The following is a 20,373-nucleotide window of genomic DNA, read 5'->3' as shown; positions in this document are numbered from 1 at the left end:
CGAACCCCTGCAATGGTGTAAAGGCGATGGAACAGATGACAAACAAAAGCGCATCCAAGACCTACCGACCCGGTCGCATCCGCGAGCGTAACCACGAAATCATTCTGGCGGCCGCCGAGCAGGAATTTGCCCTGCACGGTTTTCGCGGCGCCACCATTCAGAACATTGCCGAACGGGCCGAACTGCCCAAATCGAACGTGCTGTACTACTTCAGCAACAAGAAGAAGATCTACGCAGCCATGTTCGACGATATTCTTGCGCGCTGGAACGCCGTGTTCTCCAGCGTGACCGTCGACGACGACCCCGCCGAGGCGCTCGCCAGTTTTATCCGCGCCAAGGTCGAGATGGCCCGCCTGTATCCGCTGGCCTCCCGTCTGTTTGCCATGGAAATCATCCAGGGCGCCCCTTTTTTGATGACCCACCTGCGCACCAACATGCGCGAATGGGTGCGCGGCCGCGCCGGGGTCATGCAGCAGTGGATTGATCAGGGCCGCATGGCGCCGGTAGACCCGGTGCAGCTGATCTTCCTGATCTGGTCCTCAACCCAGCACTACGCCGACTTCCAGGTGCAGGTGCTGATGGTGGAAAACAAGGCCGAATACGAGAAGCAGGACTTCGACCGCGTGGCCGACTTCCTTACCGACATCATTCTTCGCGGCTGCGGCCTCGAGGTACCCAAGAAATGAGCAATTCGCACTACCCGCGTGATCTGATCGGCTACGGTGCCGAGCCGCCCAAGGCCAACTGGCCGGGGCAGGCACGCATCGCCGTGCAGTTCGTGCTGAACTACGAAGAGGGCGGCGAGAACTGTGTGCTGCATGGCGACAGTCACTCGGAAGTCTTCCTCTCCGACATCATTGGCGCGCAGGCCTTTGCCGACCGCCACATGAGCATGGAATCACTCTATGAATACGGCTCGCGCGCCGGTGCCTGGCGCATCCTGCGCGAGTTTCGCCAGCGCGGCCTGCCGCTGACCGTATTTGGCGTCAGCATGGCCATGCAGCGCCACCCGAACATGGTCCGCGCCTTTATCGAAGACGGCCACGAGATCGCCTGCCACGGCCTGCGCTGGATTCACTATCAGGACATGAGCGAAGCCCGCGAGCGCGAGCACATGCAGCAGGCTATCGAGCTGCACACCGCACTGACCGGCCAGCCACCGCTCGGCTGGTACACCGGCCGCGACAGCCCGAATACCCGCCGGCTGGTGGTCGAGGCCGGTGGCTTCGAGTACGACAGCGATTACTACGGCGACGACCTGCCGTTCTGGACCACGGTAGACGCCGGCGCCGGCCCGCAGCCGCACCTGGTTGTGCCCTACGCGCTGGACACCAACGACATGCGCTTTGCCATCGCCGGTGGCTTCAACAGCGGCGAGCAGTTTTTCCAGTACCTTAAGGATGCCTTCGACGTGCTCTACGCCGAGGGTTCGGAAACGCCCAAGATGCTGTCGATCGGCCTGCACTGTCGCCTGGTCGGCCGCCCCGGCCGCTTCCGCGCGCTGCAACGCTTTCTTGATCACATCCAGAGCCACGACAAGGTCTGGATCACCCGCCGCGTCGACATCGCGCGGCACTGGAAACAGACGCACCCTTACCAGCCTGCCAAGGATTAACCATGAGCACCGCCATCATCGCCCCGGCCGTCGACGGCCCGGCGTTTACCAAGACCGGCCTGAACCTGGCCGACGCCAGCCTTGGCGCTGAATTCCTCTGGGCGACCGACCAGTTCTTTGCCCCCGGCATCCGCATGCTCAACCCGGAACCGGCGGCGTTTTACCCCGGCCTGTACGACGACAACGGCAAGTGGATGGATGGCTGGGAAACCCGCCGCCGCCGCACCACCGGGCACGACACCGCGATCATCAAACTGGCGCTGGCCGGCACCCTGCAGGGCGTCGACTTTGACACCAGCTTCTTCACCGGCAACTTCGCCCCGGCGGTCTCGCTGGAAGCCTGCTACAGCCCGGACGCCGAACCGAGCAACGACAGCGACTGGACCGAACTGCTGGCTGCCGTGGAGCTGGGCGGCAACGCGCATCACTTCCATGAACTGACCTCCGATCAGGTCTGGACCCACCTGCGCCTGCACCTGTACCCGGACGGCGGCGTCGCCCGCCTGCGCGTCTACGGCACCCCGCACTGCGACTGGTCGAACCTCGACAGCAGCCAGACCATCAACCTGATCGCGCTGGAAAACGGCGGCAATCAGGTGGCCTGGAGCGATGCCCACTACGGCGAGCCGCGCAAGCTGCTGCGCCCCGGCCGCGGCACCGACATGGGCGATGGCTGGGAAACCCGCCGCCGCCGCGAGCCCGGCAACGACTGGTGCATCCTCAAGCTCGGCCACAAGGGCCTCATTGAGCACGTGGAAGTCGACACCGCGCACTTCAAGGGCAACTTCCCGGCACGCTGCTCGATCCAGGCCGCCTGCGTTGAACAGGGCACCACCAAGAGCCTGATCACCCAGAGCATGTTCTGGCACACCCTGATGGACGAACAGCCGCTGACCGCCGACGCCATCCACCAGTTCACCGAACTGAACGATATCGGCCCGATCACGCACATTCGCTTCAATATCATTCCTGATGGCGGCGTCAGTCGCCTGCGCCTGTTCGGCAAGCCGGTCGCATGAGCAGCCCCCGCGTACTGACCGTCGAGCCGCTGACCCGCGAAGCCTTCGCCCCCTTCGGCGATGTGATCTCCACGGTCGGCGCCGACAGCTTTCCGATCAACAACGGCCGGACCCAGCGCTTCCACGCGCTCGGTACGGTGCAGTTGCTGGGCGAGGGTGCCGAAGGCATTTTCTCGATCTTCCGCGGCCAGCCGCTTGAGCCGCTGGAAATCAGTCTGATGGAACGCCATCCGCTGGGCAGTCAGGCCTTTGTGCCGCTCAACGGCACGGCGTTTTATGCGGTGGTCGCCGCCCCCGGCGACTTTGATGAATCCGCCGTGCGCGCGTTCTACGTGCTAGGCGACCAGGGCATCAGTTACCATGCCGGAACCTGGCATGCACCACTGCTGCCGGTCACTGCGGACGCCGATTATCTGATCGTCGACCGCCGTGGTGAAGGTAACAATTGCGATGAAGTAACCCTTAACCAACCCCTTGTGCTCCGCTCGGACAGCCTCTGAGGAAACCATCAGCCACGCTGATGCATTCCGTGCCCGCCGTGCCGTCACAGTGTCCGGAACCGCTAACCCGGTTCAGATTGCTATGAGGTACATATGAACCACTTTGCGCTGCACGATGCAGCCATCTTTACCGTTGACCCAGACAACCGCGTCATCCCGCGCGGCACCCTGATCGTCGAGGACGGACGCATCAGCGCCGTCGGCCCCAGCGACGAGCTGATCATCCCGCCCGGCATGCCGGTGATCGACGCCAGCGGCCACGCGCTGCTGCCGGGGCTGATCGACGCCCACTCCCACTCCAGCCTGATGCGCGGCGTGACCGAGAACATGCAGCTGATGGAGTGGCTGCCCTACTACCAGCTGGAACACCGCGCCCTGACCGAGGAGTATGCCTTCCACTCAGCGCGCCTGTGCTATCTGGAAGCGCTGAAAAGCGGCACCACCTGCGTGATGGACATGTATCGCTTCATGCACCGCTGCGCCGATGCCGCTGGCGAGATCGGCCTGCGGGTGAATCTCGCGCCCTACGTGGCCGACGAACCCGGCAAGGACTTCTTCGCCACCCGCGCCGAAAACCGCGCGCTGATCCATAGCCACCACGGCAGCCAGAACGGCCGCATTCAGGTCTGGATGGGGCTGGAGCACCTGTTCTACTGCACCCCGGATGCCTACCGCGAAGCGCTGGAATGTCAGGCCGAATACGGCGTCGGTATCCATACCCACGCCTGCGAGCAGAAGGAAGAAGACGACGCGGTCAAGGCACACTTCGGCCGTCGCTCGATTGCCCAGCTCGATCACTATGGCATCCTCGGTGAACGCACCCTGATCGCCCACTGCGTGTGGCTGAACGACGAAGAGATCAAGCGCATCGCAGACACCGGCACCGCTATCAGCCACTGCCCGATCAGCAACGCCAAGCTCGCCAGCGGTGTCGCCCGCGTGCCGGAAATGCTCGCCGCCGGCATCACCGTCGGCCTCGGCACCGACGGCCCGGTGTGCAACAACAGCCTCAGCCTGTTCGAGGAAATGAAGTTCGCCTCGCTGATCCAGAAGGCCACCCGGCTGGACGCCACCGTGCTGCCCGCCGACCAGATCCTGCGCATGGCGACCATCAACGGCGCCCGCGCGCTGGGTCTCGGCGATCGCATCGGCTCGCTGGAAGTCGGCAAGCAGGCCGACCTGCTGCTGCTCGACCTGGCGCAACCCAACCTGACACCGACCGAGATCAATGCAGCCGGCGGCAATTTGCTGTGGAATCTGGTCTTTGCCGCCGACGCCCGCAACGTCGCCGCGGTCTGGGTTGATGGCCGACAACTGATCGCCAACGGCCGCGCCACCCGGGTGAGCGAACAAGCGGTTATCACTGAAGCCCAGCAGCATGGCCTCGCACTTTTTCAGCAGTGTCGCGATATCGCGCACCTGCGTACGTCAATGGTTTAAGCGACTGCACCCACGCAGTCAGGAGTCATCACATGCAATCACTGCCCCTTATCTCCGTCGCTGGCCTGAACAGCGAAGACCCCGCCGTCCGCGCCGAAACCGCCCGCCAGCTGGGCGTTGCCTGCCGTGAAATCGGCTTCTTCTACGCCATCGACCACGGCATCCCGGAAGACGTCATGGCTGGCGCGTTCGCCAACTCCAAACGGGTGTTCGAGCTGCCGCTGGAAACCAAGCAGGAAATGTCGATCAAGAAGTCGCCACACAACCGCGGCTACGTCGCCATGGCCGACGAAAAGCTCAACCCGGAAGCAGGTGCCGACATGAAGGAAGCCTTCAACATCGGCACCGACTTCCCGGCCGATCACCCGGACGTACTGGCCGGCAAACCCTTCCGCGGCGTCAACTTCTGGCCACCGCTCGATGGCTGGCGCGAAGCCATGCTCGGCTACTTCGACGGCTGCCTGAACCTTGGCCGGCTGATCCACAAGGGGTTTGCGATTGATCTGGGCCTGCCGGAAGACTTCTTCGTTCAGCACCTGACCAGCCCCATCGCCACCCTGCGGATGCTGCGCTACCCCGCCAGCGCCGGTCAGATCGACCGCGAAGACGGCGGCGCCGGTGCCCACACCGACTACGGCAACGTCACCCTGCTGGCCACCGACAAGGTTGCCGGCCTGCAGGTACTGACCCGTCAAGGCCAATGGATCGACGCCCCGCACGTACCGGGCGCCTTCGTCTGCAACATCGGCGACTGCCTGATGCGCTGGAGCAACGACACCTACGTCTCCACCCCGCACCGCGTCCGCCCGCCGGAGCAGGAACGCTACTCCATCGCCTTCTTCCTGGAAGTGAACCCCGACTCCATCGTCGACCCTCGCGACGTGATCCCGGGTGAAGCGCCGAAGTACGAGCCGATTAGCTGTGCGGACTACCTCACCGCCCGCCTGAATGCCACTTACGAGCACCGGGTAGAGCCGTCGTAGGGGCAAAGCGTGCTTTGCCCGTGGCCCCGGCAACGCCGCGCCACGACCACGCTCCGCGTGGGAATGGCTGCCCGGGCGTGCCTGTCAGAACGCTCTGCGTCGCCGCGCCACGTGTAGGGGCACTGCGTGCAGTGCCCGTGCTGCCGTCACCACCGCACCATTGCTCAACATACGCGCCGCCTACCAACCCGCCTTTCGCCTTCTCCGGCGAGCCAAGGGGGGCCGCTTGCCCAGCCCCCCTTAGCGATCCCCCGGGGCACCCGACTACGCGGCCCTTCGGGTTCGCTGCGTTGCTCGATTTATCGGGGAGCCACAAAACTCGGGGCTACGCCCCTCAGACATCCTGTGGCTCTTTTTCCCGATAAATCTGCGCTACTCGCCCGCGTAAACGGGACTAGGGTCCGTGCATGCGCCACGTTCGTATTTATTGATCGTTCCCATACTCCGCATGGGGAATGCCCCGATAGGGCGCTCTGCGTCCATTCCAGACTGCCTCACCATCCCCCGGGGCACGGCATGCCGTGCCCGTGCTGCCTCCATCACCGCACCATTGCTCTACTTCTGCGCCGGTAGCTAACTCGCCTTTCGCCTTCTCTGGCGAGCCAAAGGGGGCCGCTTGCCCGGCCCCCCCCTTGGCGATCCCCCCGGGCACCCGACTACGCGGCCCTTCGGGTCCGCTGCGTTGCTCGGTCTGGCGGGGAGTCATAAAACTCGTCGCTACGCTCCTCAGACATCCTATGACTCTTTTTCCCGCCAGCCCTGCGCTACTCGCCCGCGTAAACGGGACTCGGGTCCGTGCATGCGCCACGCTCGTAATTGCGCGGCAGGGCCGCGCTACTTGAGCAAGCATCTAGCCGTATTCAGGGTTGGCAAACGCGCCGTGCAGTAGCACTATCAAATCACCGCACTTATCGCGGCCACATCGGGAGGCATGGATGCTACATAGACTCGACACATTTCACCTCGAATACCCGACAGCGCCATCACCTGCGCGCAAGCCGACACCGTCGGCCAGCAGAGCATTAAGCCTCGCGTGGCTTCATGTTCCGCACTCGCACGAGAAAGCTGTTAATCCATTGAAATACAAGAGAGCACGAAGCCACCCCATCCCGCGCTATGCCACGTGTTGAAGTTAGCGCTGTCTAATTACTGTTAGGCGTAAGAAAATTTAGATCAAAAAGCCGTAATCATTAGGAGAAAGAAGTGGCAACAAGTATTTTTCGCGCAATCACTAAAATATTTCTTATGGCGATAACAGGGAGCGCAGTCGCTGATGGGAATAAGTTGCTGGACCAGTGCCAAACAGCAGTTCAAATAATGGATGGTCAAAATAATTTCAATAACATAGAGGCTGTGAAGCTTGGGCAATGCCTAGGCTTTGTTGCCGGCGTAAAAAACACTTTAATGATAATGAGCGTTCCATCGCCAGTTAAAATTTGCTGGCCAGAAGAAGGCGTATCTAATGGGCAGGCGGCTCGTATCCTCCACAAATATCTGAAAGATAACCCGCAAAAGCTCCACGAGGACGAAACGCTTCTTGCGATGCTTTCAATGAGTGAGGCCTTCGCCTGCAACTAAGGCCATACCTAGCAAGTTGATTAAGTCTATTCCGGCCAGCAGGGCCTACACGGGACGGCCTTGTCAGGCCGCCACTTATGCAAGGGCGGTTGCAGGAGCTGAGTGCAACACGGTTATTGAATTGACGCAGGAGCATCATATTGCATAGCCAAGGCTTTCTGCATCACTTCGCTCATGACTTCGATAGGACATTTGAAATCGAAGCGCTTACGTGGACGCATGTTCAGTTGAAACGCAATGGCATCCAGTTCTTCTTGGCTATGTACCGACAAGTCAGTGCCCTTGGGCAGGTACTGGCGGATCAGGCCATTAATGTTTTCGTTGCTGCCGCGCTGCCAAGGGCTGTGCGGGTCACAGAAGTAGATCGCCACACCGGTTCTCTGGGTGATCTCGGCGTGCTGTGCCATTTCCCGGCCCTGGTCGTAGGTCATGCTCTTGCGCATCGCCAGCGGCATGTTATTGAGGGCGGCGCTGAAGCCCTCCATCGCCGAGGTCGCCGTCGCGTCGTTCATCTTCACCAGCATCAGGTAGCCACTAGTGCGCTCCACCAGCGTACCTACAGACGAGGCGTTAGCCTTACCCTTAATAAGGTCGCCTTCCCAATGCCCCGGCATCAGCCGGTCTTCAACTTCTGGCGGGCGCAAGTGAATGCTGACCATCTCTGGAATCTGCCCGCGCCGATCCACACCGCCAAGGCGTGGTCTACGTGTCGTCTTGCCTTGGCGCAAACAAAGGATCAACTCCTTGCGCAGCTCACCGACGGGCAGGGCATAGATCGCGTTGTAGATCGTCTCGCGACAGACGTAGGCATCTCTAAGACTGGGTATGTTCATACTGCGCAGCTTGCCGGCAATCTGCTCGGGAGACAAACGCTGGCGCAGCATATGGATCACCAGTTCAAAGCGCTCACTACCTGGCAGCAGCTTTCGCATGGGCCGACAAGCCTGGCGGCGGACCTTCATCCGCTGCTGAGCCACGCGGGCCGAGTAGCTGCCAGCTGCATCTCGATTGCGGCGCATCTCTCGGCTGACCGTCGAAGGGGATCGGTTGATCAAGCAGGCAATCCTGCGCAAGCTGAGGCCTTGGGCATGACTAACTTGAATGGTGGCACGCTCTTCAACGCTGAGTTCGGAATAAGACATAGGGCAGCACCGTACCGGAAAGGTCAGGTGTTGCACTCAGTTTTTGCCGCCGCCAAGCATTAACTGTCTCTATCTATGAAAGTAGTAACTTGGAACTGTAATGGAGCACTCAGACGGAAGCTTGCAGAAGCAGATAGCTTGCTAGCGGATGTGTTGGTGGTTCAGGAATGTGAAGACCCCGCGCTATCGACGCCCACATACAGAGAGTGGGCCGGCTGTTACCTGTGGGTGGGTGAGTCAAAAAATCGTGGCATCGGCATTTTTCCGAGAAACGGTCATCGAGTTGAAAAGTTAAATTGGAGTGGAAGCTTTTCCGTCCCTGGGCTATCCAGCAAAAGTGAAACCCTGACCTGGAGTACGGAAGATCTTAGGCTTTTTCTTCCTTTCACCATCGATAGAGAATTCACTGTGCTGGCCGTCTGGACGAAGGGGCGCAATGATGAAGCATTTGGGTACATGGGCCAATTTTGGAAGTATCTTCAGATCCACCGCAAAGATCTTAGCGGGCCAAAGACAGTCATCCTCGGCGATTTTAATAGCAATGTGCGCTGGGATAAGCCTGACCGCTGGTGGAATCACTCGGACGTAGTTGCCGAGCTTAGTGAGATCGGTTTCAAGAGCCAGTATCATCGCGTCTTCGAGGAAGAACAGGGCAATGAAACCAGTCCGACATTTTTCTTGCAGCGGAACCGCGAGAAGGCCTATCACATTGACTACGTTTTCACCTCGTCAGACTTTTCAAAAGAATGTGATTTGCAGGTCGGTCAGCACGACGATTGGATTTCAATAAGTGACCACGTACCGTTGACGTTAAGCATTAACAGTTAGCAATCGACTGCACAGCGACCGATTTTCCGCCGCTTCGCGGCACCAAACCGGCGTGCGAGCCGGGCGTCAATTCAAGAACGGCACATGAAGAATCGGCGCTCATAAAAAGCCCAAGCTGTGCCTACCCGCCAAAATGCATGACCAATGCACGGACCCCGGGTCCCCGTTTACGCGGGCGAGTAGCGCAGGGCTAGCGGGAAATAGGACGGCAGCATGTCTGAGGCTCGCAGAGCCGAGTTCTGCCGGCCCCCGCTAGCCCGAGCAACGCAGCGAACCCGAAGGGCCGCGTAGCCGGGGTGGCCTAGGGGGTGCAGGGGGAAATGGCCATGCATTTCCCCCTGCTCGCCGAGAAGGCGAAAGGCGAGCAAGACCAAGCAAAGCTGCCCAAGAAATGAGCGTTCAAAATGGCTATCCGAGGCAACAATGAGCAATTACGACCACCCCAAACGCTGCTTTAGAGAGCCAATCCCAGAGATATTTGATGCTGCTCGCTATCTAGACGCAGCAGTTTCTGCTCATTTAAACGGCCATAGCAGCTTGGCTATCGAGCTATTCACTCTCGCAAACGACCCAAAAGTTTGGGCTTGGACTGACTCTATTTGGGGAAAGAAAAGCCCTTTCGTGCGGATCAAGAAACAGCCTAACAAAGCGTCTGGAGAGAGAGTAAAGGCAAGAATGCCAACCGCCATCCAGAAAGCTGAATTGCACAGCAGGGATGGCTTTCATTGCAGATTTTGTGGGATTCCGGTCATCCGTGCAGAAATAAGAAAAGTGCTGCACATTGCTTATCCAACTGCGGTTCCCTGGGGCCGCTCGAATGCATCTCAACATGCCGCCTTCCAGTGCATGTGGGCTCAGTATGATCATGTGGTTCCACACTCTCATGGCGGAGCAAACGATATGGATAACCTTGTTGTAACCTGCGCCGCGTGCAATTTTGGGAAGATGGAGTACACCCTTGATGAACTCGGCTTAATAGACCCAAGGACCATCCCTCCGATTCAATCAAGCTGGGACGGCCTGGAACGAGTCGCAGGATTTATTGGCAAGCCCTGACAAAGTGAATGGTCGCCACCCGAGCCTGCTCGCCGTGAAGGCGAAAGAGTGACGTGAAGCATCAACGCAACCGCTCGCTAAAGCACGAAGACCAAACGCAGAACGCCCAAACCAACAACAGGCCACTTGATCACATGGAACAACAGCTGCTTTTACTAATCAGTTTTGCGCTCCTGATAACGCCCGTCCTGCTCACACGCTGGCGCTGGTTCTGGATATTTTGCTGTGCGCTTGGCATACCAACGGTATTGGTGTGGGCGCAGCATCTCTATGTCATATCCAGGCCAGAGCACACAGGGTCGCCCGGCGCTGCGCTTGGGCTGGCCTTTTTGATGGTTCCCACGCTAGCACTCGCGCTGGGCATGTTTCTGCGCTATCTCCGCTGGATTGTCGAGGTGCTGATCAGCGAGCACAGAGAACGGCGAAGCAGCGACCAGTAGGCATCACGCGGCCACAGGGACTATAGCCACCAGCCTGCCAGGCTATCCGAGCATGTTTTTTCAGGCTTATCTAAAACAGGGACGTTTACCATGCAACCGCTTTTGACGAAAAACACCCTGCGCTATCTGTGCGTTCTGGTTCTTTTGATTCTGGCCCTCCCAGAAGCGCACGCATGTCGGGGCCGGAGTGTTGAAAACAAGCTGTTCTTTACCAACCTGCCCGATCCACTGCCTGATGCTGACGTTGTGGCCAAGGTCATCTTGCTCGACGTGTTTATTGAGGATTACCGCATGGGCTGGGCAGCAGCCAGAGTCCATCAGGTGATGGAGGCAGCAGAAGGCGTAATCAAAGAAGGCGACGTTCTCTCTCTGAAGTACCCGATCTCAAGTTGCGGCCCTTGGCATAAAGCCGGCGAGGCCGGTGCAATCATGGCGATTGCAGGCACCGACAGCGATGGCAGTGTTGTGTGGTTTCCGTATTTCTATCGTGAAAGTGACGATAGAACCTTTGCTCCAGAGACGGAGTTTGATTGGTGAGTGGCGCGCCACAATACGGTCGCAGAGCGGCCTGATCAACAATCCCGATAAACGTCTTTCCCGCGCAGGCGGAAATCCAGTGATACTGCCAGCCCGCATGGATCCTCGCCTGCGCGAGGATGACGGGTGTCGGTGGGTATCGTTATGCGCTCGGCAACAGCCAAACAGCCCCTATTTACCCAACACCAACTCCCTTGCCAACGCATTGTGCTCTTCAATGATCAGCGGCAACTCCCGCGTCAGCAGCACGCCGTCCTCAATAACCTGTCGACCGTTGATGATGCTGTGGGCGACGCGTTGCGGGGTGCAGAAGACGAGGGCGGCGATGGGGTCGATGAGGGCGCCGGCGAGGGCGATGTCGTCGGTGCGGAAGGCGATGATGTCGGCGCAGTAGCCGGGCTGAATGCGACCCAGCACGTCGCTGCGGCCGAGCACGTCGGCGCCGCCGCGGGTGGCGATGTAGAGCGCTTCGCGGGCGCTCATGGCGGTCGGGTTTTCATCGCGTACGCGGGCCGAGAGCATGGCCTGGCGGGCTTCGTCGAGCAGATTGTTGGTGTCGTTGGAGGCGCTGCCGTCCACGCCCAGGCCAACCTTCACGCCAGCGTCGCGCATCTTGCGGATCGGCGCGATGCCGGAGGCCAGGCGCATGTTGGAGCAGGGGCAGTGGGCGACGCCGGTGCCGGTGCGGGCGAACAGGGCAATGCCCGGGTCATCCAGATGCACGCAGTGGGCGTGCCAGACGTCGTGGCCGACCCAGCCGACCGACTCGGTGTATTCGGTCGGGGTCATGCCGTAGCGCTCCTTGCTGAAGGCGAGGTCCTTGGCGTTTTCGGCGGTGTGGGTGTGCAGGCCAACGCCGTAAGAGCGCGCCAAAGCCGCGCCTTCGCGCATCAGGTCGGTGGTGACGGTAAAGGGTGAGCAGGGGCCCAGGGCGACCTTGATCATGGCGTCCGGCGTGGCGTCGTGAAGCTCTTCGACCACGCGCTGCATCTCCTTGAGGATCGCCTCTTCATCCTGCTCGACCAGTGCATCCGGCGGCAACCCGCCCTGGCTTTGGCCCAGACTCATGGCGCCACGCACGGCATGAAAGCGCATGCCCATTTCCTGCGCGGCCTGCACGCTGTCGTCCAGCCGGGTGCCGTTGACGTAGAGGTAGGTGTGGTCGGCGGCGGTGGTGCAGCCCGACAGCATCAGCTCGGCCATCGCGGTGCGGGTGGCCGCGCGCTGCATGGCCGGGGTGATGTTCTGCCAGACCGGGAACAGCGCGGTCAGCCAGTCGAACAGCTCGGCATCCTGCGCCGCCGGCAGGGCGCGGGTGAGGGACTGGAACATGTGATGGTGGGTGTTGATCAGGCCGGGGATCAGCACGTGGCCGGTCATGTCGATGACCTTGTCGGCGGTGTCCGGCAGCTCGCTGGCGGGGCCGACCGCTTCGACGCGGTTTCCGCGAATGAACACGGAGCCGTTGGCAATTTCACGTTGCTCGTCATCCATGGTGGCGATGACCAGCGCGTTCTTGAGCAGCAGGGTGGGCGTCATAAGATTCCTCGGTATTCGTTATGTTGACCAGAAGGACAAACTTTCTCCTGCCGCGCGGCATGCAATTGTGGGGCCGCCGTAAACCGCGCAAATCGGGTGCCGTTGGCCCCATTTCAGCACAGTATCAGTGCATTCGCCGGCCAAACTGGCGCGTAATCGCGCACCCACCCCCATGCCAGAGCGCTTGGCACAGCCCTTGCTTTTTCAATTCCTGCTTATTTGGTCAGGTTATGAGTCGTGTCGTCCTGTTACAGGTGCGAGGACTAAACCACAGGCGCTCCGGCGCGCGCTGGAGCTTCACTCGCAACAGGAGACACTGATGACAACGGACTCAATACCGGTAATCGACTTTTCACCCTTTATCGACGGCGACGCAGCGGCCCGCGCCGAGGTAGCGCGGCAGATGCGCCAGGCCAGCAGCGATTGGGGCTTTTTCTATCTGTCTGGCTGCGGCATGCCAGCGGCGCAGCTGGCCGAGGCTTTCGCTGCCTCCAAGGCCTTCTTCGCCCTGCCCGACGACGACAAACAGGCCATCGCCTGGCAGAGCGCCGAGAGCAATCGGGGTTACGTGGGTGTGCGTCGCGAGCGGCTGGACGCGAGCAAGCCCGGTGATCTGAAAGAGGCGTTCAACCTCGCACCTGAGCAGCCGGGTGGCCCGCTCAACCTGTGGCCTGCGGCGCAACCTGCTTTCCGACCTGAGATGGAAGCCTTTATGGCCGAGTGCATCGCTACCGCCGACCGCGTGCTGGAAGCCTTTGCCGTGGCGCTTGAGCAGCCAGACGACTTTTTCGTCACCGCCCACAACCGCCATCACCACACCCTGCGGCTGCTGCATTACCCGCCGCTGCCAGAGGGCTTCAGCCCGCAAGGCGGCGAGAACCGCGCGGGCGAGCATACCGATTACGGCAGCATCACCCTGCTGTTTCAGGATGACGCGGGCGGGCTGGAAGTGCGCACCCGCGCCGGTGAATGGCTGGCCGCGACGCCGATCCCCGGCACCGTGGTGGTCAACACCGGTGACCTGATGCACCGCTGGACCAACCACGTGTTCTGCTCAACCCCGCACCGGGTGAACGTGCCGCCGCAGTCGCTGCACCGCGATCGCTATTCCATCGCCTTCTTCTGTCATCCGAACAAGGATGCCGAGATCGCCTGCATCGACACTTGCGCCAGCGCCGACAACCCCGCGCGCTACGCCCCGATTTCTGCTGGCGACCACCTGCTGGAACGCCTCAACGCGACTTACTGAGTTCACCATCAAGGAGTTTTACCCATGCAATTCAAATCTCTGAAACTGACCGGTCTGGCCCTGGCGCTGGGCTTCAGTGCCGCCACTACCAGCGCCGCCGACCTGATCCCGGTGACCGTCACCACCACCTGGTATGCGCAAGCCGAGCACGGCGGGCTGTACGCCGCCAAGGCGGCAGGTATCTATGAAAAGTACGGCCTGGACGTGACCATCAATATGGGCGGCCCGCAGGTCAACAACGTGCAACTGCTGATGGGCGGCAAAACCGACTTCAGCATGGGCTACGCGCTGCAGTCACTCAATGCCGTGAAAGAAGACATCCCACTGGTGACCGTGGCCGCCTGGTTCCAGAAAGACCCGCAATCGCTAGTAGTGCATGAAGGTGCCGGTAACGACAGCCTCGAAGACCTGAAGGGCAAGGGCATTCGGATTCCCACTGCTGGCCGCGTGGCCTACTGGCCGTGGATGAAGGCGCAGTACGGATTCTCCGATGAGCAGCTGCGACCGTATGACTACAGCTTTGGCCCGTTCATCGCCGATCAGCAAGCGATCCAGCAAGGCTACGTGACCAACGACGGATATTTTCTGGCCAAGGAGAACGTAGCGGCCAAGAGTCTGCTGCTGGCCGACTACGGCTGGGATGCCTATGCCTGTACGCTGGATACCACCGCCGAGATGCTGGAAAAGAACCCGGACGTGGTTAAGGCCATGGTTGAAGCCACCGCCGAAGGCTGGGCAGCCTACTTCGCCGACCCGGCACCGGCCAACGCGCTGATCAAAGAGGCCAACCCGGAAATGGCCGATGAGCTGCTGGCCTACAGCACCGCCAAGATGCAGGAAGAAGGCATTCTGCTGTCGGGCGATGCGGCCGACGGCCAATACGGCATCATGACCACCGCGCGCTGGAAAGGCTTCTTCGAGGATATGGTCGCAGCCGGCACCCTGCCCGCCGACCTTGACTGGCAGAAGGCGTTTGACCTGACCTTTGTTAAAGCAATGTACGGCGCGGAGTAAGTAAAGCAGGGAGCCGCTTGCGGCTCCCTGCTTCCATCAACTGGCAAACGCCAGCAAGGCTTCAGCAACCGCCGCCGTCTGCACTACCTGCGGTACATGCCCACAGGGCAGGCTGACGACCTGCGCGCCCGGCACCAGCGCTTGCATCTTGCGCTGCGCGGCGAGCACCACGGAGCGGTCTTCTGTGGCCTCTACATACAGCCGTGGCAGACGGCCAAAGCGCTCGGCGGTCCAGTTGGCGACCAACGCTCGGGTGCCTTCGGGTTGGCTACAGAAGCGTTGCGCTGCGGCCATGGCCTGGTCGCGCGGCAAATCCTGCAGGAATACCTCGCATACGGCCTCGGGCGGCACTTCGGACGACTGACGATCCTCGGCCCAAACCAGATGCGGCCAGATGCCTGCTGCTTCCGGGTTGGTCGCGAGCAGCGAGTTGCTCAACTCGGCAAAGCCCAGCCCGGAAGGCAACATCATGCCCGCCAGATAGGCTACGCCCACCACGCGCTCGGCGAGCATCTCGGCCGCTTGGGTAACAATCACGCCGCCACCTGAATGGCCAACCAACAGCAGTGGACCGTCAATCTCGGCACAGGCGGCGGCGATATGCGCCATGCAGCCGGCCATGCTGATGGCGTCGGGCGCGGCCGGATGCTGCGGGTTGCCCGGCATGTCGAGCGCCAGCACCCGATGGCTGGCGGCTTCGAGTTCCGGTTTGAGCGCATCCCACACCCAGCTGCCGGCCCAGGCGCCGTGGATCAGCACGAAGGTGGGTTTGTTGATTTGCTCAGGCATAGGTCCTCCGGTACATCTCCTGCAGATGCGCCTCGACCGTGGTCACCGGATAACGCGGCGCATCGCCCGGCTGCAGACAGACCGGCAGGCAGCGCACTTCGTGATCGGGGTTGCCGCTGTAGAAAAACGGCACCGAGTAGCGCTCGGCACCGGAGGTGTTGACCACCCGGTGCAGGGTCGAGCGGTAGCGATCGTTGGTCCAGCGGGCAATCATGTCGCCGAGGTTGACCACGAAGGTGCCGGGGATCGGGTTGGCGTCGATCCAGCGCTCACCCGCCGCGTCCCAGACCTGCAGGCCGGGTTTATCGTCGAGCAGCAGTACGGTGATGCCGCCAAAGTCGGTGTGTGCGCCGCAGCCCTTTTCACCTGGCTGGGGGTTGCCGGGCTGGGGCGGGTAGTGCAGCAGGCGCAGGGTACACAGCGGCGATTCGCAAAAATCGGCAAAGAACTCTTCCGGCAGGTTCAACGACAACGCCAGCGCGGCCATGATCCGGGCGCTGAGCTCGGTCATTGCGGCGTAATACTGCTCCATCGCCGGACGGAAATCGGCGACGCCCTGCGGCCATTGGTTGGGGCCCATATTGAAGCGGGTCAGCGCGCGCGGGTCATCGGCGGGCACCTCCTCACCGATATAGAAGCCTTCCTTCAAATCCGGCGGCGTACCGGCTTCAAGGGTCTGGCCGCGCAGCGGCTCGTAGCCCCGGTTGGCCTTGGACTGGGCCTTGTCGACCGCCAGCTTGTCGGTCATCGGCAACTCAAAGAACCGCTTCGACGCCGCGAAAACCTGCTCGATCAACGCAGGTTCGATGCCGTGGCCGCTGACGTAGAAAAAGCCGCTGTGCTCGCAGGCATCGCGCAGCGTCGCCGCCATCGCCGCTTTGTCCCCGATGCTGCCGCCCTGCATCGGGCTGATGTCGATCACCGGCAGGTTGGCTGCCACTGACCCATACTGCTCTGTCATGTCGTTCTCCAGATGAATCAAAACAGGTTGTCCATCTGGTCAGGTATTCATATTGCATGCCAGCCCGTGTAGCGATTTGTTCAACGTCATTCAGGAGCATCTATTCATGACCCCATCGCGCATCACCATCGTTGTTGATTCCCGCTACGGCACCACGCTGACGCTGGCCAAGGCCATCGCCGAAGGCGCCGCCAATGAGCAGGCCGAGGTCCGTTTGCGCCGGGTGGCGCTGTCGGAACCGGAGTTCAGCGTCGATACCGAACGCGCCGATTTTATTGCCGCCCAGGCCGAATACCGTGATCTGCCGCAGGCCAGCATGGCCGATCTGGAGTGGGCGACCGGCATCATCTGGGGCTCGCCGACCCGCTACGGGCTGATGAGCACGCCGCTGCGTGCCTTTATCGACGAGGTCGCACCGCTGTGGCGCCAGGGCGCGCTGATCGGCAAGGTGGGCGCGGCTTTCACCTCCACCGGCGGCATGCACTCGGGCAACGAGATGACGCTGATCAACCTGCTGCTGCCGTTCCTGCAGCACGGCATGATCCTCGCGGGCGTACCGCACAGCGTGCCGGAGCTGGTGCACACCCGCAGCGGCGGCTCGCCCTACGGCGCCTCGGCGGTCACCGGCTTCAACGGCACCCTGGGCGTAGATGACGGTGAGCAGGCGATTGCCCGCGCCCTCGGTGCACGGGTTGCGCGTCTGGCCGGGCAGATCACCCCGGAACCGGCCTCGGTGGACCTGGCTGCGGGCAGCCACTGACTCGCGAAAATTGAGCCGTCGCAGTGCAGAGCGCCGACACTGCGACGCAATCCGGTGCACGTTTTTACTGACCAACTGTTCAGGAAATGGAAATAACGGCACTTACGGCACATGGCACGGCGCTTGCTGCAGGAGAAATGTTGAATAACTGGTCAGCTATCTACTGCAAGCAAGGAGCAACACATGCGCCACCCCCGCAAGAATCTGAAGTCGTCTGCACTGCTCGGCATGGCCGGCGCGGTGCTTGCCAGCGGTTTGTCCACATCCCTGATGGCGGCCGAGCTGGACGAAGTCGTATTCGGTACCAACTGGTATGCCCAGGCCGAACACGGTGGGTTCTATCAGGCCAAGGCCACCGGCCTGTATGAGAAATACGGTCTGGATGTGTCCATCGAGATGGGCGGTCCACAGGTCAACGGCATGCAACTGCTGGTGTCCGGCAAGCGCGACTTTTCCATGGGCTACGCCGTCGGTGCAGTCAAGGCAGTAGAGCAGGGCATGCCGGTCACAACCGTGGCCGCCGCCTTTCAGGGCGACCCGCAGGCACTGATCGCGCACCCGCACATCACCTCGCTGGAACAAATCAAGGCCGAGGGTCTGCCGGTCTACATCGCTGCTTTTGCCAACACCACCTTCTGGCCCTGGCTGAAGTCCAAGTACGGCTACACCGATGACATGATCCGCCCCTACACCTTCAGCGTCGCGCCCTTCCTTGCAGACACCAATATCGTGCAGCAGGGGTATCTGTCGTCCGAGCCCTTTGCCATGGAGAAGGCGGGTATCAAGCCGTCCGTGTTCCTGCTGGCGGACTACGGCTACCCGGCCTACGCCACTACCATCGAGACCACTGACGGGCTGATCGAGAAAGATCCCGATCTGGTGCGCCGCTTTGTGCAGGCCAGCATGGAAGGCTGGGCCAGCTACTTCAAGGACCCGGCACCGGGTAACGCGCTGATCAAGGAAGCCAACCCGGAAATGACCGACGAGCAGATCGCCTACGGCATCGCCAAGATGCAGGAATACGGTCTGGTGACCGGCGGCGACGCGGCCACCCGCGGTATCGGCGTGATGACCGACGCACGCTGGGCGAAGATTCACGAGTTCATGCTGGAAGCCGGCCTGGTTGATGCCAGCCTGGATATCCACGACGTGTACAGCCTGGATTACCTGCCCGCCGAACCCGTCCTGCCCTGATTAACCGACCAGCCGGCGGCCCGCCTGCGGGCCGCCCCGGGAGATACCCATGACAAGCTCCAACGTGACGCCGCTCAAGGCCACACCGGTCGATGACAGCGCCGCCGAGCTGGCGCATACCGACAGCAACGGCAACCCGCGGCCAGTGCTGCAGGTTGAAGGCGTAAACAAGATATACGCCAACGGTACCATCGCGCTGAAAGGCGCCGACCTGACCATACGCCAGGGCGAATTCGTCAGTCTGCTGGGCCCCTCCGGCTGCGGCAAGAGTACCCTGCTGCGGATCATGGCCGGCCTTGGTGAGGTGACCACCGGCACCGTCAAGTTCTGGGAGCAGGGCTATGACGTGGTTGGCGACAAGGGCCGCAAGCTGGCCTTCGTATTTCAGAACGCCACCCTGATGCCCTGGGCACGGGTGCGCAAGAATGTACGCCTGCCGCTGGATCTGGAACACCAGCGCGGGCCGGAGGTCGAGGCCAAGATCGATGATGCACTCGAGATGGTCGGCCTCAAGGGCTTTGACAACGCATTCCCGCGCGAGCTGTCAGGTGGCATGCAGATGCGCGCCTCGATTGCCCGCGCCATGGTCACCGAGCCCAACCTGCTGCTGATGGACGAACCCTTCGGCGCGCTCGATGAGATGACCCGCAACAAGCTCAACGACGATGTGCTCAAGCTGTGGCAGAAGAACGGCTGGACCATCGTGTTCGTTACCCACAGTGTCTACGAGGCGGTTTACCTGTCCAGCCGCGTGGTGGTGATGGCTGCCCGCCCGGGCCGCATCGTCGACGACATCCGTATCGATCAACCCTTCCCGCGCAACGCCGACTTCCGCGTTTCGACCGAGTTTGCCGGCTACTGCCGCCAGGTCTCGCAGGCGCTTGAGCGTGCCAGCGCCATGGGCCAGCCACAGGAGATCAAGGCATGAGCACGCCGCTGATCCAGAACGAAAACTTCGTCAAAGTCGCCGCGCCCCTGGGCGTCGGTATCCTGTTTCTGCTGTTCTGGGAAATTGCCGTCCAGGCGCTGGAGATGCCCAAATACATCCTGCCGGGGCCGATCGAGATCTTCAAAGCCCTGATCGACGGCTGGCAGCCGCTGCTGGGGGCGCTGTACATCACGTTGAAAGTGACCTTCCTGGCCTTTGTCATCGCGGTGGTGCTGGGCGTGGCCGCCTCCTTGCTGTTTGTACAGAGCAAGTGGATCGAGATGAGCCTGTTTCCCTACGCGGTGCTGATGCAGGTGACGCCGGTGGTAGCGATTGCCCCACTGATTATCATCTGGGTGGATGACACCACCTGGGCGCTGACCGTCTGCGCGGTGATCATCGCCATCTTCCCGATCATCTCCAACACCACACTGGGGCTGCGCAGCGTCGACCCGAACCTGCTGAGCATGTTCCGCATGTACCGCACCAGCCGCTGGCAGGAGCTGGTCCGCCTGCGTATCCCGGGCGCGCTGCCGTACTTTTTTGGTGGCCTGCGCATCAGCTCGGGTCTGGCGCTGATCGGCGCGGTCGTCGCCGAGTTCGTCGCCGGTACCGGCGGTGCCAAGGCCGGGCTGGCGTACATGATCCTGCAGTCGGGCTACAACCTGCAGATTCCGCGGATGTTCGCCGCCCTGCTGCTGATCACCCTGACCGGTATCGCGCTGTTCGCCCTGATGGTCTGGCTTTCCAACCGCGCCCTGCAGAACTGGCACGAAAGCGCCCTCGAAGTGGAGCACTGAG

General features: G+C 61.4%; 21 protein-coding genes. 17 read left to right on the top strand and 4 right to left on the bottom strand.

The genetic code is table 11. The features are described from left to right. Positions 1 to 35: 35 nt before the first annotated feature. From ACZ5WQ_RS14475 to ACZ5WQ_RS14445, 7 genes are all read left to right on the top strand, one after another. Positions 36 to 686: a TetR/AcrR family transcriptional regulator gene (locus ACZ5WQ_RS14475; RefSeq protein WP_147811338.1), complete on the top strand. Its 651-nt coding sequence runs from the start codon at positions 36 to 38 to the stop codon at positions 684 to 686. Continuing rightward, a complete protein-coding gene (gene puuE, locus ACZ5WQ_RS14470; RefSeq protein ID WP_464382542.1) occupies positions 683 to 1,615 on the top strand; it encodes an allantoinase PuuE in 933 nt (310 codons plus the stop codon). The genes ACZ5WQ_RS14475 and puuE overlap by 4 nt, the downstream gene beginning before the upstream one ends. A 2-nt stretch (positions 1,616 to 1,617) precedes the next feature. Then, positions 1,618 to 2,634 carry an allantoicase gene (gene alc / locus ACZ5WQ_RS14465; RefSeq protein WP_464382541.1) on the top strand — a complete coding sequence of 339 codons (1,017 nt, stop codon included), beginning with the start codon at positions 1,618 to 1,620 and terminating at the stop codon, positions 2,632 to 2,634. Then, positions 2,631 to 3,134: an ureidoglycolate lyase gene (locus ACZ5WQ_RS14460; protein WP_464382540.1), complete on the top strand. Its 504-nt coding sequence runs from the start codon at positions 2,631 to 2,633 to the stop codon at positions 3,132 to 3,134. Before alc ends, ACZ5WQ_RS14460 begins: the two co-directional genes overlap by 4 nt. A gap of 93 nt (positions 3,135 to 3,227) precedes the next feature. Further along, positions 3,228 to 4,574 carry an amidohydrolase family protein gene (locus ACZ5WQ_RS14455; RefSeq protein ID WP_464382539.1) on the top strand — a complete coding sequence of 449 codons (1,347 nt, stop codon included), beginning with the start codon at positions 3,228 to 3,230 and terminating at the stop codon, positions 4,572 to 4,574. Positions 4,575 to 4,606: 32 nt separating this feature from the next. Next, on the top strand, positions 4,607 to 5,557 hold the full coding sequence (locus ACZ5WQ_RS14450) for an isopenicillin N synthase family dioxygenase (protein WP_464382538.1): 951 nt from the start codon (positions 4,607 to 4,609) through the stop codon (positions 5,555 to 5,557). A gap of 1,203 nt (positions 5,558 to 6,760) precedes the next feature. Next, positions 6,761 to 7,135, top strand: coding sequence for a Rap1a/Tai family immunity protein (locus tag ACZ5WQ_RS14445; protein ID WP_464382537.1), 375 nt, complete (start codon positions 6,761 to 6,763; stop codon positions 7,133 to 7,135). Positions 7,136 to 7,248: 113 nt separating this feature from the next. On the opposite strand, the gene ACZ5WQ_RS14440 is transcribed toward ACZ5WQ_RS14445, so the two are convergent. Then, positions 7,249 to 8,277, bottom strand: a complete 1,029-nt coding sequence (locus tag ACZ5WQ_RS14440) for an IS30-like element ISPsp4 family transposase (RefSeq protein ID WP_057392730.1) — start codon at positions 8,275 to 8,277, stop codon at positions 7,249 to 7,251. A 75-nt stretch (positions 8,278 to 8,352) separates the two neighbouring features. On the opposite strand from ACZ5WQ_RS14440, the gene ACZ5WQ_RS14435 reads away from it, so the two are divergent. The 4 genes from ACZ5WQ_RS14435 to ACZ5WQ_RS14420 all read left to right on the top strand — a co-directional run bounded on the left by ACZ5WQ_RS14435 (position 8,353) and on the right by ACZ5WQ_RS14420 (position 11,138). Next, positions 8,353 to 9,105: an endonuclease/exonuclease/phosphatase family protein gene (locus tag ACZ5WQ_RS14435; protein WP_335600969.1), complete on the top strand. Its 753-nt coding sequence runs from the start codon at positions 8,353 to 8,355 to the stop codon at positions 9,103 to 9,105. 423 nt (positions 9,106 to 9,528) lie between these two features. After that, positions 9,529 to 10,161 carry an HNH endonuclease gene (locus ACZ5WQ_RS14430; RefSeq protein ID WP_464382536.1) on the top strand — a complete coding sequence of 211 codons (633 nt, stop codon included), beginning with the start codon at positions 9,529 to 9,531 and terminating at the stop codon, positions 10,159 to 10,161. Between the two features lie 53 nt (positions 10,162 to 10,214). Continuing rightward, positions 10,215 to 10,601: a hypothetical protein gene (locus ACZ5WQ_RS14425; RefSeq protein WP_464382535.1), complete on the top strand. Its 387-nt coding sequence runs from the start codon at positions 10,215 to 10,217 to the stop codon at positions 10,599 to 10,601. 90 nt (positions 10,602 to 10,691) lie between these two features. Next, positions 10,692 to 11,138 (top strand): hypothetical protein, encoded by a 447-nt coding sequence (locus tag ACZ5WQ_RS14420; RefSeq protein ID WP_464382534.1) that lies wholly within the window; start codon positions 10,692 to 10,694, stop codon positions 11,136 to 11,138. A gap of 171 nt (positions 11,139 to 11,309) precedes the next feature. On the opposite strand, the gene ACZ5WQ_RS14415 is transcribed toward ACZ5WQ_RS14420, so the two are convergent. After that, complete coding sequence (locus ACZ5WQ_RS14415; protein ID WP_464382533.1) at positions 11,310 to 12,677, bottom strand: 8-oxoguanine deaminase; 1,368 nt, start codon at positions 12,675 to 12,677, stop codon at positions 11,310 to 11,312. 319 nt (positions 12,678 to 12,996) lie between these two features. Here ACZ5WQ_RS14415 and ACZ5WQ_RS14410 point away from each other — a divergent pair, with 319 nt between their 5' ends. Together ACZ5WQ_RS14410 and ACZ5WQ_RS14405 are read left to right on the top strand one after the other, a co-directional pair. Continuing rightward, entirely contained in the window at positions 12,997 to 13,926 is a 930-nt protein-coding gene (locus ACZ5WQ_RS14410; protein WP_425056303.1) for an isopenicillin N synthase family dioxygenase, read from the top strand. A 24-nt stretch (positions 13,927 to 13,950) separates the two neighbouring features. Next, entirely contained in the window at positions 13,951 to 14,940 is a 990-nt protein-coding gene (locus ACZ5WQ_RS14405; protein ID WP_228246050.1) for an ABC transporter substrate-binding protein, read from the top strand. A gap of 36 nt (positions 14,941 to 14,976) precedes the next feature. On the opposite strand, the gene ACZ5WQ_RS14400 is transcribed toward ACZ5WQ_RS14405, so the two are convergent. Both ACZ5WQ_RS14400 and ACZ5WQ_RS14395 read right to left on the bottom strand, forming a co-directional pair. Further along, positions 14,977 to 15,729, bottom strand: coding sequence for an alpha/beta fold hydrolase (locus tag ACZ5WQ_RS14400; protein ID WP_338212537.1), 753 nt, complete (start codon positions 15,727 to 15,729; stop codon positions 14,977 to 14,979). Continuing rightward, positions 15,722 to 16,690 (bottom strand): isopenicillin N synthase family dioxygenase, encoded by a 969-nt coding sequence (locus ACZ5WQ_RS14395; protein ID WP_464382532.1) that lies wholly within the window; start codon positions 16,688 to 16,690, stop codon positions 15,722 to 15,724. The genes ACZ5WQ_RS14400 and ACZ5WQ_RS14395 overlap by 8 nt, the downstream gene beginning before the upstream one ends. A 106-nt stretch (positions 16,691 to 16,796) precedes the next feature. Between ACZ5WQ_RS14395 and wrbA the strand changes: the two genes are divergently transcribed. The 4 genes from wrbA (at position 16,797) to ACZ5WQ_RS14375 (ending at position 20,372) form a co-directional block, all read left to right on the top strand. After that, a complete protein-coding gene (wrbA, locus tag ACZ5WQ_RS14390) occupies positions 16,797 to 17,450 on the top strand; it encodes an NAD(P)H:quinone oxidoreductase (RefSeq protein ID WP_088277763.1) in 654 nt (217 codons plus the stop codon). A gap of 183 nt (positions 17,451 to 17,633) precedes the next feature. Continuing rightward, positions 17,634 to 18,644 (top strand): ABC transporter substrate-binding protein, encoded by a 1,011-nt coding sequence (locus tag ACZ5WQ_RS14385; RefSeq protein ID WP_088277761.1) that lies wholly within the window; start codon positions 17,634 to 17,636, stop codon positions 18,642 to 18,644. A gap of 49 nt (positions 18,645 to 18,693) precedes the next feature. Beyond that, a complete protein-coding gene (locus tag ACZ5WQ_RS14380; protein ID WP_147811357.1) occupies positions 18,694 to 19,572 on the top strand; it encodes an ABC transporter ATP-binding protein in 879 nt (292 codons plus the stop codon). Then, on the top strand, positions 19,569 to 20,372 hold the full coding sequence (locus ACZ5WQ_RS14375) for an ABC transporter permease (protein WP_088277757.1): 804 nt from the start codon (positions 19,569 to 19,571) through the stop codon (positions 20,370 to 20,372). The genes ACZ5WQ_RS14380 and ACZ5WQ_RS14375 overlap by 4 nt, the downstream gene beginning before the upstream one ends. Position 20,373 lies beyond the last annotated feature (1 nt).

The sequence above is a fragment of the Halopseudomonas sp. T1L2 genome (assembly GCF_055397385.1).
This window is presented reverse-complemented; position numbering and strand designations above follow the sequence as displayed.